Below are 12,397 nucleotides of genomic sequence, written 5' to 3'. Positions count from 1 at the left end.
GGAAGTTAAGGGACCACCGGACTACCCTAACTGAAAATTATAACGAATTTCTTTGCAACAGTGACAATCAATCGATTCAATGACTCTCCCTAATAAATAAGGAGTATCAGATAATGACGTCAGAAAATCAAGCTGAGAACTACTCTTTTGTCTATGAACAAAGACTATTTTTTTGTGTAAACTATTGAAGACTTTTTCAACAGTTGATTTAGATATAATCTTCTTTTCTATTGTATCTGAGCATTTCTCACATTCTATTCCTTCAATAATCAATCCTGTCTTCATATTTATACTCCCTATCAGTACTATTTTCGTCAGCTATTTAGCTAGTTACTTAACAGAAGAAGGTTTGAATCTTTTTAATCGTAATGCGTTTATTAGTACAGATACAGAGCTAAAGCTCATTGCTGCGGCTGCAATAATTGGACTCAATAAAGGGCCTCCGAAGAGATATAGTAGTCCCATTGCCACTGGAATGCCTAATATATTGTAAGCAAATGCCCAGAATAGGTTTTCCTTGATATTTTTGATTGTGGCTTTACTTAATTCGACCGCTGTTGGAACGTCCATCAAATCACTTCTCATCAAAACAATATCAGCTGATTCCATTGCAACATCTGTACCGGAACCAATCGCGATACCAGTATCCGCTTGCGCTAAGGCTGGAGCATCATTGATACCATCCCCGACCATGGCAACTTTTTTACCTTCAGCTTGTAGTTTTTTCACTTCATTCGCTTTATCTTCTGGCAATACTTCACTCATTACACGATCGATACCAACTTGTTTAGCAATCGCTTCGGCAGTTCGTTTGTTATCTCCTGTAATCATGGCTACTTCAATACCCATTCTGTGTAATTTTTCAATGGCTTTTAAACTATTTTCTTTAACGGTATCAGCAACGGCAATAATACCGGCAATGTTTCCATCCTTCGCAATATACATGGGCGTTTTACCTTGATCAGCTAACTTATCTGAAGCTGCAGCTAATTTTTCCAACGAAATACGGCTTTCAGTCATTAGTTTTTTATTGCCAAGCAATAAATGTTGACCGTTAATAATTACTTCAATACCCAATCCAGGAATGGCCTTAAATGATTCTGTTTTAATTAATGCCAAGTTTCTTTCTTTTGCTCCATTCACAATGGCTTCACCCAGTGGATGCTCAGAACCTTTTTCGGCAGAGGCAGCTAAAATCAATAGGTCAGTTTCAGAAAGACCATTTGTAGTCACAATATCGGTTACCTTTGGTTTTCCTTCTGTAATAGTTCCTGTTTTATCAAAAATAATTGTCCCAATTTTATGAGTGGTTTCCAAAGCCCCACCACTTTTAATCAAAACTCCATTTTCGGCTCCTTTACCCGTTCCAACCATGATAGCTGTTGGTGTTGCCAAGCCCAATGCACATGGACAAGCGATAACCAGTACCGAAATCGTAATGGTTAAAGCAAAAATCCAAGATTCTTGTCCTAAGAAGAACCAGGCTAGACCAGCTAGAACAGCTAGAACTATTACAATTGGAACAAAAATACCAGAAATTTGGTCAGCTAATTTGGCAATCGGAGCTTTTGAGCCTTGGGCATCTTCCACCAATTTAATGATTTGAGATAAGGCAGTATCTTTCCCAACTTTTGTTGCTTTGTATTGGAAACTTCCGTTTTTATTAATGCTTGCACCAATAACGTTGTCGCTTGGTTTCTTTTCCACCGGCATACTTTCACCGGTCAACATCGACTCATCGATTGAGGTATTTCCCTCCATTACGATTCCATCAACCGGTAGTTTTTCACCGGGGCGAACAACAATAATATCTTCAACCTGAACTTCATCAATTGCTATTTCCATTTCTTGATCGTTGCGCAATACACGTGCTGTTTTTGGTGCTAGACCCATCAGTTTTTTTATCGCTTCTGACGTTTTACCTTTTGAAACTGCTTCGAAATATTTTCCTAATGTAATCAGCGTTAAAATGACAGCTGCAGATTCATAATAAAGAACCATCGTGAAGCTGGTATCGCCCACATAAATCATATAGGTTCCAAATAGACTATAAACAAATGCGGCACTGGTGCCGAGTGCAACAAGAGAATCCATATTTGGATGTCCTTTAAATAAGGTTTTGAATCCAACCGTAAAGAAACTGCGACCATAATACATGACTGGAAGTGTTAATATTAATTGAGTTAGAGAAAAGGTTATAGGAGACATCATTGGATCAACAATTTCTGGTAGTGACAAACCTAACATATGCCCCATGGCAATATATAGTAATGGTAATGTGAAAATAGCCGACATTAAAAATCTGTGCCACATCTCTTTAATATGCTGTTGTTTTTTTTCACGGTCCAAATCGACTGCTGCTGCAGAGTCGACTTCCTCATGAGCTTCATACCCAGCATCGGTTACGGCTTTTGTTATATCCGATACATTCAATACGGTTGGATCATACTGGACTGTCATTTTTTCAGTTGCCAGATTAACAGCTGAGTTGTTCACCCCTGCAAGTTTTTGCGTTGCCTTCTCAATGGTTTGTGCACAAGAAGAACAAGTCATTCCTTCTATGTTAAACGTCTTTTGAAGCGTATTTGGTTTCGCTGTATACCCTGCATCTGTTACAGCTTTTTGAATATCTGATTCTGTCAAAGATAATTCATTAAATTGGATAGTCATTTTTTCAGTAGCTAAATTAACATTTGCTGCTTTTACACCTGGTAACTTACTTGTAGCTTTTTCAATTGTTTGTGCACAAGAGGCACACGTCATACCCTCTATGCTAAAAACTTTATTTTCCATTTTATCCCTCTTTTTCTTAGTGATGGTGCAAGTGGCATTCGCATTGTCCCGGTGCACATTCGCATGGTACCTCATCCAATGCTGTGTTTTCTTTTTCTTCCAATAGTTTTTTTAGCATATCAATATCTACCTTGCTTAGAGTAGCTTCAGCTATCATGTTACTGATAACATGACCCGATTGCTTATTACAGACTCGAGAAAGGACATCATCCGTATACAAATCCATACTTTCTTCTTCAGTAACCGCCGCTGAATAAATAAATTTATTCCCCTCTTTTATAGTCTGCAAGGCGCCTTTATCGACTAAACGACCGATCAATGTTTTGATAGTAGCTGCTTTCCACTGTTTTTTATTTTCGAGAATGGCCGTGATTTCTCTACTGGTAACCGATTCATTTGCCCAAGCTACACGCATAATTTCCCATTCTGCATCTGTTATTTTTATTGAAATAGTTGTCAACATATTATTCTCTCCTTTCGTTTACATATGTAATCTTTCTTGATATTTATAGTTTACATTCGTAAACAAAATATGTCAAGTAATTTATTAACTTTCATCTTTTCTTATTTAGGCATTTCAAAATTTTTGATCCATTCTCACTATTTTCATTAAGGTATTACGTTTATTTTGTCTCACAAGTAAAAAAGCCCTACCTAATAGAACCATTAGGCAGAGCTTTTAGGATTAGAATTGTCTTAAATAATTGTACGAATAATCTTTATCTATCCTTTATTCTTGGGATAATTCATCTTCAGTAACCCATTTATGATTTTTTACCATTTCCCCACCATCTGTTGGTTGATAGTCCAGCATATAAACGGTTGTCTCTTCAGCAGAATCTATGGTAGCAGTCGCACCTTCCATGCCTTCCATGTGGCTTGCCTCTAGAGTTACTTCTGTTCCTTCGCTTAAAGGTTCTTCTTGATTACGCGCTTCTGGTATTTCTTCTTTTAAGACCCATTTATGGTTTTCTACTATGGAATCCCCGTTCGTTGGTTCGTAAGTCACCTCATAGGCAACTGTATCAAATGCACCCACAATTGTTCCGGTAGCCCCTTCCATGCCGGCCATATGGTCGGTTTGGATAGTCACCGTGTCTCCAACTGGATAAGTTGGATTTTCTGCCTCTTGTAGACCTTCTGGTATTTCGCCAGAATCATCATGCATCATGCCTCCCATATCGTCCATACTTTCCGATTCATTCATCATATCAGACTCGGAACTATTTTCAACAGTTGGAGTACTGGATTGTTCACTTGTATCAACAGATTCTTGGTTGCCACTATCTTGGGGTGTGCAAGCAGCTAGCAGAGCTAAAGAGGATAAGGTTATTACCCCACTAATAATTTTCTTCTTATTCATAATCTACCTTCCTTTCGTTACGTCTGTAAACTTATACTGAGAGTCTAACTTTTTTATACGGAAAAATCAAATGATTCAATTTTTAGTAAGAATCGACTCAAATTAATTTTTTGATAAGTATTAAGAAAGTAAATGAAATTTTCGCCAAAATTTTAAAGTAAGCAAAAAAAATTAATTAATAGGATATTTGTTAAACTAATAAGCTATTAATGCAAGTATTTAAGTTAAGCTCTTTAGAACTTTTCTATTAAAATGCATTAATTTTAAGTTAAGAGAAACTTTTAGATGAGTTATATTTAGCTATTTTAGATAAAGAAGTTCACTACTGTTACATAAATATAGCTCATACAATACCAATAAAAAAAGAAACAGTATACTTACTAGAACGATTAAATGCATGAAATTACGTATAAACGTGTATCAAATAGAATAAGGGCTACCCTATCCTACATTAATTACCTAACGAATCACTTTTTTTGTATAGGCTATTTTTAGGAAGCTCATCAATTTAAACGACGACTTCCAGTTTCAGATTTCCGCCTACAAATTCCACAATATCACTTAATATTTGTGTTTCCTTTTTTTACTCAAGAAATATAAGATCATTTTTTTCCAGTTAGAGTCGCTAATTCAGATTGAGTTAACTGTTTTTCTTCTCTAATTCTTAAAAGAATGTTTGCAGCTTGATAGCTAACTTCCGTTTCTTTCCATGCTTTAGCAAATTCTGGGACACCCTTTTGGGTATCAAAGTAGTGTTTTAATCTATTTTCCATCGTTTTCACCCTTTCTTTCTAGGTAGTCTTTACGATACTCTTTTGATTTAGTAATTTCTCTTGAAGGAGTTTTTTTGTGAAACCATGAGTAATAGTATACTTGCTATTGCTCTTATGGAAATATAAACACCTAAAAATATTGCTTGAGAATTTTACTTTAAGTAGGATTATTCAGTCCTTTAAGACATTATTCCATATTGACTATCGATAAGATAAGAAAATAATTGAAAATCCTATTTTAACTATGGAATTGACCGATATTTTTCTACCTTTCTATAGCGATAATAAAGAAAAGTTATGTAGATTAAATAACTCCATAAAATCTACATAATTCATTGTTATATTGATACAGGTTAATCGGCGTAATCATTGCTCTACGGAACCGCAAAGATTTATTGTGGCAAGGCGAAGCGGCCTTTAGCTATATGATCTGGTATTCAGTAGGAATTTTTTTTATAGAAGGCATGCGAACCGACAGCTTATGGATTGGTGATTTACTCCGGGTGTCACGAGGGCTATCTTTGATTCTATTTACTGGTGCCATTGGGATTTGTATATACCTCAGAAGAGATTACCCCATTAAATCCTACTATTTAGAAGGATGGCGACTCAAAAAGGAATAATAAACAGAGACTAGCATGGGTGAATAATAGAAGAGGAGGTGTTAAATATGTGGAATTGCGGGAATTTATTTACACAAGAAGGAATGGGTTGGATGATGTAGATGGGACTATTTTGAATTGTACTGATTGTCGTAGTATTGTACCTTGACATAAAGCTCCTCTCCGACTGGACAAATAATCGAAGTGGAAAAGAGACCCCACTGGAATTTCTTCAAAAAGAATTCGCTAGAGGAAACATCCCGGAAGAAGAGTACTTGAAGAGAAGAAAACATTTGGGGTGAACTAGAAAAAGTGTGCAGATAAGAGAAGTGGAGGGCAATCCCAATTAAAAAATATCTAAAAAGTGTAAAACCTTTTACCATTATTATTGTCTCCCTGCTGATTATTGTTTCTGTGTTATCAGCGGTCATCTTTGCAGTACAAAATACGCAAAATGAAGCGAGCAAGCTATATGCAGTGATTTCTATCAATGGAGAGGAAGTAGACCGTTTCCTTTTGACAGAAAATGAGGAAAACCAGCTAATCACCTATTATCCGGCTCCCGGGAAGTATAATACTATCGAGATTGATGGGGAGCGGATTCGTAACAAGGAAGATAACAGCCCCCGGCAAATCGCTGTACGGACAGGCTGGATTCAAGATTCTGGACAAACTATCCTTAACTTACCCCATCGATTGATTATCGAAATCGTGTCCGATAATCCAGAAGAGGCAGAGATTGATGTCATTTCCCAGTAAAGAAGTTAAAACCACTCAAAAAGCACTCCAACTGATTTAGAAAGCTGCTGATAAGGTCAGATAGAAATATCTGTCTTTTTTGTATTTTTGTGGAAAAGAAATGCATACAAGGAAGGGATGAACATATTTCGGAATGAAGAACAGCTCATTACGAGCCCAAGACGGGTACGTACCGACATATCACCCAAGAGCTGCGCCGCCAAGGCCAGCACCACAACCATAAAAAGGTTCTGCGGCTCCTGAAGTAGCTGGGACTGAAATGTACAAAATCCACCCGTAAGTCCCGCCGCTACAGATTTTACAAGGGGGACCGTGGGCACATTGGCGGATAACCGCCTGAATCGTTGCTTCACTTCCACCATCTCGCTCCAGAAACTGGTGACGGACATCACGGAGTTCAATTAACTGGGAGAGGAGAAGTTCTACCTCAGCCCATTCCTGTACCTCTATAACGGATAAGTGATCAGCTATGGTATGGGATAGTTTAAATAGTACAGAGAATAAAAGGAGAAGCTGCTTACAGATGAAAATAACAGATATACTAAAAATGGGTCATTTAAACTACAGCGAACCCTTGAATCAGTCACGAAACGTAAAAGGGATCACCGATAATTCAAATGAAGTCCGCCCTGGCTATATATTCATAGCAATCAAAGGGCACAAGGAAGATGGGAACATCTATACCCAGCAAGCCATTCTAAATGGGGCAATCCTGATCATTGGCGAAGATGATTTCACTAATTTAACCGTTCCCTATTTGAAAGTAAAAAATGCTCGAAAGACATTGGGTCAAGTGGCAAAGAAATTTTATAAAGATCCCTCAAAAAATAAAATTATGATCGGCATTACTGGGACAAATGGCAAAACAACAATCGGTTTCTTTATTAAACAGCTATTAGAAAAACAGGGTTACAGCGTTTCCTCGATTGGGACCATCTACAATGAAATCAATGGGAAAAGAATCCAATCCGTCAATACGACACCAAATGCAAAAACAATCAATCAATTGTTAACAGCCTCAACGGACCAAGTTGTGGTCATGGAAGTTTCCTCTCAAGGCTTAGCACAAAACCGTTTGGAGGGAATCCAGTTTGATTATGCTTTATTTAATAATTTACAGCATGATCATTTAGATTATCACGGCACAATGGAAGAATACTTTGAATGCAAAGCCTTGTTGTTCGAAAAACTTAAACTGGATGGTACAGCCATAATCAATTATAATGACCGCTGGGGCAAAAAACTGACCGAACGTTTGACTGCACAAGGAAAAAAAGTCATAACCGTTGGCGAAGAACCAACTAATCAGGTTCAAATTTTAGCTAAAGAGCTAAATAACGTTTCAGTAAGGTATAAAAATAAGGAGTATAACTTGCGTACACCCTTACCTGGAGTGCATAATTTAGAAAATTTAACGATGTCTAGTTGTGTCGCTCATGAACTAGAAGTACCTTATGAGCAAGTCACAACGTATATGTCGCAGTTTTCCGGTATTGCAGGACGATTTGAAATTTTTCACTTAGCCAATAAGGTAACGGTCGTCGTTGATTACGCTCATACACCAGATGCTCTGGCGACCTCGATCAATACAGCCATCAGCAATGGTGCAAAACGCATCATAACCGTATTTGGGTTTGCAGGCAATCGTGATGAATCCAAGCGAAAAGCGATGTTAGAAAATGTTTGCCGGTTAAGTACGTATGCTATTTTAACGGTAACCGAACTTTTTGGTTCAACAATTGACAACTTATATTCCGATTATATATCCATCCAAAAAGAGTGTCAGGTAGAAGAGAAAACGAGTATCATCATGGATCGAACATTAGCTATTCAAAAAGCGATTTGGGAAGCTCAATCAGGTGACTGGGTGTTATTATTAGGCAAAGGACATGAGCAATACAAAGAAAACTACTCTTTAAAGACTAAAACAGATCAAGAAACCGTACAATATTTGCAAGGACAAGGGAATCAGCTCTCAACCTTAAAAACGTTGATCGGTAATGAGAAAGAGTTGATTAATAAGTTACAACAAGGAAGAGAGAACTGACGATGAGCCATAACGGAAAAGAAAAAAATTCTTGAAATCATTCGTTAGAATCCTTTTATAGCAAAAAACTTACAAAAAATAAGCTTGGAATTAATAAAATATGTTTAATTAGATACACTATTAATGTTATAAAAACATGTATCGGGAATCCTATTCCAATAGGGTTCTTTTTTTATATCGCTCTTCAACACATGATTTCGTGGTATATCAAACAAAATCATGTATCACTTTTGTAAGAGGAAAGGGATTTTAAATGAGTTACAACGTCCAACCATTAAGAATGCAACAAGAAATAAACGACTTTTTATTCTGTTTGAGACGCAATAACAACGCATATCGAGATGTTTTTCTGTTTTTGATCAATATTAATAGCGGTTTGCGCACAGTTGTTTTTCCTTATTAAAAGTGATTATTTAGATTACATTCCAAAGTAGAAAGAAAAGTTACTAAAAACGTACAGTGATATTGAAATCGTTGTTACTACATATGGCTTTTTCAAATAGCGGTAATAACTGATTATTTCGTTTTATTCGTAAACTCCTTTAATAAATTAATGTGCTTTGAGGTAATAAGAGTGTGGCTACTATATTAGTATCCTCTAATAAACTAATCATTTTTTATTTAGACAAAAATCTTTTTCTGTAATGAAATAATTTTTTTTTGCGATTCTTTTCAATTTTTGAAAAAAGATTACCTTTTATCTTTCTTATTTTGCTGCAGAAGCTGCACTTGTTACACTTTTTGCTCGCATCATGTACATTCGAGTAGCCATTTTACCACCTTGCATAGTTGCTTTACCAGATCCTGTTCCATACCACATGCTTCTTAAAACACTTGGCCCACGAATAATCAATACACCAAAACCAATTAGCAACATAAAACTGTACCATTCGAAGGTTGTACTAGATAATACTTCTACAATCCCAACCATTAAACCCATTTGTACAATAATACTTACAATTTGACTCAGAAATTCGCGCCACCATACAGACATGTAATTGTATTCCTCATTGATAATAGATATTGCTGCCCAAACGCTCAACAACTCCAACAAGACAAGATCCGCATGATAAATACATATTTTGATTAAAAAGGTCGCAAATACAATCAGTAAGAATAACAGTAAGATAAGTGTACTGATAACATTAGGAGCGACTTGCGAGACGTCTTCTATGTTAATAAAAGAATTGATTTTTTCTGCAGTCATACCACCAATTGAACTAAACATCCATTCTCCTAATGGATAGACAATCATATCGAGCGAAAAAATTAAAATTAACGGTAGAATTAGTACCATTGCACTAGCCTTAAAGGAATCGACAATCAATCCCCATACAGAAGCGTCTCGACTGCCTTCCGCTTCAGATAATAAAAAAATCAATACTTTAGCTAAAGCGATGGTAACTAGCATAACACCACCAAATGCTATGAATATTCCATACAATTGAGAGAAAAAACCACTCAGTGCATTGTGATCAAAAATAAGCTTTCCTAAAAGGTTAAAGGTTGTTTCTAGCAAATCTGTAATCCAGTCTGAAAACATTTTGGAAATCCTTTCTCCCATATTTACCACTCACCTTCTTCAACAGAATTCAGTTTCCACTCTCCATCTTCTATATTCATTTCAATCTCTACCAAACTTGGTGTAATTGTAGAAATACTTTCAATTGAAGCACTGTGATTTACTGTCTCCAATTCAGGATTTACGTTACTTTCCTCAATGCTAAATTCTTGCCAAAAAACACCATTATCATAACTTTCTTCACTTTCTCTTAAAAAAAACAAATTTTTACTAAATACAGAATCTGTATTAAATTCATATTCTTCAATCTCTTCAGTAATTTTTTCTTGGTAGCTTTCTGTTAAATAAGGAAAAACATCCTCTTCTAAACGAGCTTGTAAATCATCATTATCTAAGTCCGAAAAACGTTCTCGCTCTTCGTGTAGCGTCAAAAAAATTTCGAGCTGGTTTGTGCTCTTTTCTATTGCTTCTTCTTCGTTAAATCCGCATCCGGATAAAAAGAATGAAACACTCAATAACATTAACCCTTTCGTTCCTTTAATCATTTTGTCACTACCTTCCTTAGTTCATTGACTTAAAAAATCCGGCCGCTTCAGTTATTATTTCTTGTTCTTTTTGCTCTTTTGCTTTTTCACGTTCTTCAGACTGTTCCTTTTCTCGTTCGGTTCGATTCTCAGCGTCTGTTTTCATGTAGGCTTGATAGTTTTCTTTATCTTGTTCGAATTTTTCTAGTTGTTCAGCTGTAGAATGTGGTGTGTAGTCACTTTGATTCAATAAGAATTTGGGTTGCGGAAACAACACGAATTGAAAAGCTTTTTTCGCTTGAATGGGGCGTTTGTTCTGAAAGACAATTAAACTCGTATCATCTGCCATTTGCATAATTTCACCAGCCGTCATTAAATCTCTTCCCGTGTAGCTTTGATTTTCGCTGGAACTGCTAGAATTGTTCTCTTTACCATGTTGTGTGCTCTCAGACTCGGTTTCAACCTTTACGGTAGCTTTATCCAATAAGCGTTTAAAGTACTCTGCAGTAGTCGAATTCGCAGCGTTTAAGCACGTTTTCACGGCACAGTTTCCTAAAATACTTTCCGCTTTTTTATCGCCATATTTATCCTGCAATTGCGTCAAAGTTTGAATAATAGTGGCCACTCCAATTCCATACCCTCGACAAGTAGCTAAAAATTCTTCATATCCTGGAAACTTACCTAAGTTTACAAATTCATCTAAAATAAAGTTCACTGATTTCGGCAATTTTGAGTGGTTCTCAGACGCAAAATCATAGAGTTCGTTAAATAACTGGCTAAAAAAGATATTGATTAGCCCTTCCCATGATTGATCCATCACCGGAATAATCACGTAAAGCACCATCTTTTTGCGTCCAATGTCTCGTAAATTAAAATCGCTAAATCGTGTGAATTCGGCGACTTCATCATCCACAAAGTCGGATATTGTTGTTAGAAGGGACATAATGATACTGCCTTGCATGTCTCCTTTGGCTTTTTTATAGCCTAATTCATACGCTCGTCTAGCTGGGTGCTTGCGTTCAAGTTTTAAAAACTCTTCATCTAAGCCACTTTCGCCATCCTCATCTGATTCAGGGTCGAACTCTTGTAAAAAGTCTAAGATGCCCTCCATATTTCGTCTTTCAGGAGGCAATTCATACTTCACGAACAAAATAAGAGCCTTTAACAGTGCTCGTTGTGAGTAATACCAAACGTCTCTTTTACTGTCTTTGTTAGCACTGTCCACAATTTTAGTCGCCACTGTGGTGGCATGAATGTCTTTTTTGACGTAATCAATAGGATTGTGTCGGTCAGAAGCCATCATATTTGCAAAATTCAGGACCCGGACGTCATAGCCTTGCTGCTGTTTAACGGCAGCTGTTTGTTCATACACTTCTCCTTTGGGATCCGTCACAACGATGCTATTTTCCGTTTCATTATAGACATTTGTAATCACAAAACTTTGGGTTTTAAAAGACCCTGGTCCTCCCATCACCATTATATTTCGATTGGGTTTCGATTCAGTGGGTTGAATAATGACCTTATTATTTAAAATACCTAAAATGGTTCCTGTCATTTGTTTCCCTCCCCTTCAGTTGGTTGATCAAGCGAAGCGGTAAAGTTTTTCAGTATCTCTTGTTTAGATTGTGCCAGGTAATTTTTACCGTCAAAAATTTCTTTTTCGCGTGCCCAGCGTGCTGAACCATGGTATTGGTTTCGTTCATCGGCTTCCCATCCCTCTTTCTTTTCTTTAGACGCTAATTTGATTTGAACAAAGGCACAATAAAGGAAGAGACCAATGGTTCCCATTAGAAATAATGGATTGTTTGTTTCGATCAACGTTTGGATTGTTTGAAAAGGATGAAGAAGTGTCTCTTTTACTGTTTCGAGTAAGATAGTGGTCGTTAAAGACAATTTAAACTCGGATAAGGTCAGTATCAATTGAGTCAACACTACCAAGCAACACACCGAAAGGATAAAACTAACGAGAAACCAAACAAGTTTCTTTTTTACTTTGTTAAAAAAATTGTTCACC

The 12,397-nt window shown here is 36.6% G+C and carries 12 protein-coding genes and 2 pseudogenes; 4 read left to right on the top strand and 10 right to left on the bottom strand.

The annotated features are described in order from the left end of the window. Positions 1 to 21: 21 nt before the first annotated feature. The 6 genes from CAT7_RS06115 to CAT7_RS12680 all read right to left on the bottom strand — a co-directional run bounded on the left by CAT7_RS06115 (position 22) and on the right by CAT7_RS12680 (position 5,097). Positions 22 to 285, bottom strand: coding sequence for a hypothetical protein (locus tag CAT7_RS06115; protein ID WP_007723231.1), 264 nt, complete (start codon positions 283 to 285; stop codon positions 22 to 24). A 45-nt stretch (positions 286 to 330) separates the two neighbouring features. Beyond that, positions 331 to 2,793 carry a heavy metal translocating P-type ATPase gene (locus tag CAT7_RS06110; RefSeq protein ID WP_007723229.1) on the bottom strand — a complete coding sequence of 821 codons (2,463 nt, stop codon included), beginning with the start codon at positions 2,791 to 2,793 and terminating at the stop codon, positions 331 to 333. A gap of 16 nt (positions 2,794 to 2,809) precedes the next feature. Further along, entirely contained in the window at positions 2,810 to 3,253 is a 444-nt protein-coding gene (locus tag CAT7_RS06105) for a CopY/TcrY family copper transport repressor (RefSeq protein WP_035019440.1), read from the bottom strand. 270 nt (positions 3,254 to 3,523) lie between these two features. After that, the gene (locus CAT7_RS06100; RefSeq protein WP_007723224.1) at positions 3,524 to 4,156 is read right to left on the bottom strand and encodes a YdhK family protein; all 633 of its coding nucleotides are present in this window, start codon (positions 4,154 to 4,156) and stop codon (positions 3,524 to 3,526) included. Positions 4,157 to 4,758: 602 nt separating this feature from the next. Continuing rightward, complete coding sequence (locus CAT7_RS12310) at positions 4,759 to 4,929, bottom strand: hypothetical protein (RefSeq protein WP_007723223.1); 171 nt, start codon at positions 4,927 to 4,929, stop codon at positions 4,759 to 4,761. 18 nt (positions 4,930 to 4,947) lie between these two features. Then, positions 4,948 to 5,097 carry a type II toxin-antitoxin system RelE/ParE family toxin gene (locus tag CAT7_RS12680; protein WP_411155661.1) on the bottom strand — a complete coding sequence of 50 codons (150 nt, stop codon included), beginning with the start codon at positions 5,095 to 5,097 and terminating at the stop codon, positions 4,948 to 4,950. A 194-nt stretch (positions 5,098 to 5,291) separates the two neighbouring features. On the opposite strand from CAT7_RS12680, the pseudogene CAT7_RS12180 reads away from it, so the two are divergent. The 4 genes and pseudogenes from CAT7_RS12180 to CAT7_RS12170 form a co-directional block, all read left to right on the top strand. Then, positions 5,292 to 5,552 (top strand): annotated as a pseudogene (locus CAT7_RS12180) (prolipoprotein diacylglyceryl transferase family protein); the annotation flags it as partial. Positions 5,553 to 5,870: 318 nt separating this feature from the next. Next, on the top strand, positions 5,871 to 6,290 hold the full coding sequence (locus tag CAT7_RS06095; protein ID WP_332247931.1) for a NusG domain II-containing protein: 420 nt from the start codon (positions 5,871 to 5,873) through the stop codon (positions 6,288 to 6,290). A gap of 523 nt (positions 6,291 to 6,813) precedes the next feature. After that, positions 6,814 to 8,337, top strand: coding sequence for a UDP-N-acetylmuramoyl-L-alanyl-D-glutamate--2,6-diaminopimelate ligase (locus tag CAT7_RS06085; protein ID WP_007723219.1), 1,524 nt, complete (start codon positions 6,814 to 6,816; stop codon positions 8,335 to 8,337). A gap of 253 nt (positions 8,338 to 8,590) precedes the next feature. After that, positions 8,591 to 8,719, top strand: a pseudogene (locus tag CAT7_RS12170) (tyrosine-type recombinase/integrase); the annotation flags it as partial. A 324-nt stretch (positions 8,720 to 9,043) separates the two neighbouring features. On the opposite strand, the gene CAT7_RS06080 reads toward CAT7_RS12170, so the two are convergent. From CAT7_RS06080 to CAT7_RS06065, 4 genes are read right to left on the bottom strand one after another with little or no spacing between them, the layout of a single operon-like run. After that, entirely contained in the window at positions 9,044 to 9,901 is an 858-nt protein-coding gene (locus CAT7_RS06080) for a conjugal transfer protein TrbL family protein (protein ID WP_007723218.1), read from the bottom strand. Between the two features lie 2 nt (positions 9,902 to 9,903). After that, the gene (locus CAT7_RS06075; RefSeq protein ID WP_007723217.1) at positions 9,904 to 10,404 is read right to left on the bottom strand and encodes a hypothetical protein; all 501 of its coding nucleotides are present in this window, start codon (positions 10,402 to 10,404) and stop codon (positions 9,904 to 9,906) included. A gap of 16 nt (positions 10,405 to 10,420) precedes the next feature. Continuing rightward, positions 10,421 to 11,938: a VirD4-like conjugal transfer protein, CD1115 family gene (locus CAT7_RS06070; RefSeq protein WP_007723213.1), complete on the bottom strand. Its 1,518-nt coding sequence runs from the start codon at positions 11,936 to 11,938 to the stop codon at positions 10,421 to 10,423. Then, entirely contained in the window at positions 11,935 to 12,396 is a 462-nt protein-coding gene (locus CAT7_RS06065) for a hypothetical protein (RefSeq protein ID WP_007723211.1), read from the bottom strand. The genes CAT7_RS06070 and CAT7_RS06065 overlap by 4 nt, the downstream gene beginning before the upstream one ends. Position 12,397: the final 1 nt, after the last annotated feature.

It is taken from the genome of Carnobacterium sp. AT7, from assembly GCF_000171855.1.
GTDB lineage: Bacteria > Bacillota > Bacilli > Lactobacillales > Carnobacteriaceae > Carnobacterium_B > Carnobacterium_B jeotgali.
The sequence above is the reverse complement of the archived record's forward strand: the minus strand, read 5'-3'. Positions and strand labels throughout refer to the sequence as shown.

What these genes read in the sequence shown, in the direction of transcription:
- CAT7_RS06115 (WP_007723231.1), bottom strand. Translation starts at nt 285, where the DNA reads ATGAAGACAGGATTGATTATTGAAGGAATAGAATGTGAGAAATGCTCA.
- CAT7_RS06110 (WP_007723229.1), bottom strand. Translation starts at nt 2,793, where the DNA reads ATGGAAAATAAAGTTTTTAGCATAGAGGGTATGACGTGTGCCTCTTGT.
- CAT7_RS06100 (WP_007723224.1), bottom strand. Translation starts at nt 4,156, where the DNA reads ATGAATAAGAAGAAAATTATTAGTGGGGTAATAACCTTATCCTCTTTA.
- CAT7_RS12310 (WP_007723223.1), bottom strand. Translation starts at nt 4,929, where the DNA reads ATGGAAAATAGATTAAAACACTACTTTGATACCCAAAAGGGTGTCCCA.
- CAT7_RS06085 (WP_007723219.1), top strand. Translation starts at nt 6,814, where the DNA reads ATGAAAATAACAGATATACTAAAAATGGGTCATTTAAACTACAGCGAA.
- CAT7_RS06080 (WP_007723218.1), bottom strand. Translation starts at nt 9,901, where the DNA reads ATGGGAGAAAGGATTTCCAAAATGTTTTCAGACTGGATTACAGATTTG.
- CAT7_RS06075 (WP_007723217.1), bottom strand. Translation starts at nt 10,404, where the DNA reads ATGATTAAAGGAACGAAAGGGTTAATGTTATTGAGTGTTTCATTCTTT.
- CAT7_RS06070 (WP_007723213.1), bottom strand. Translation starts at nt 11,938, where the DNA reads ATGACAGGAACCATTTTAGGTATTTTAAATAATAAGGTCATTATTCAA.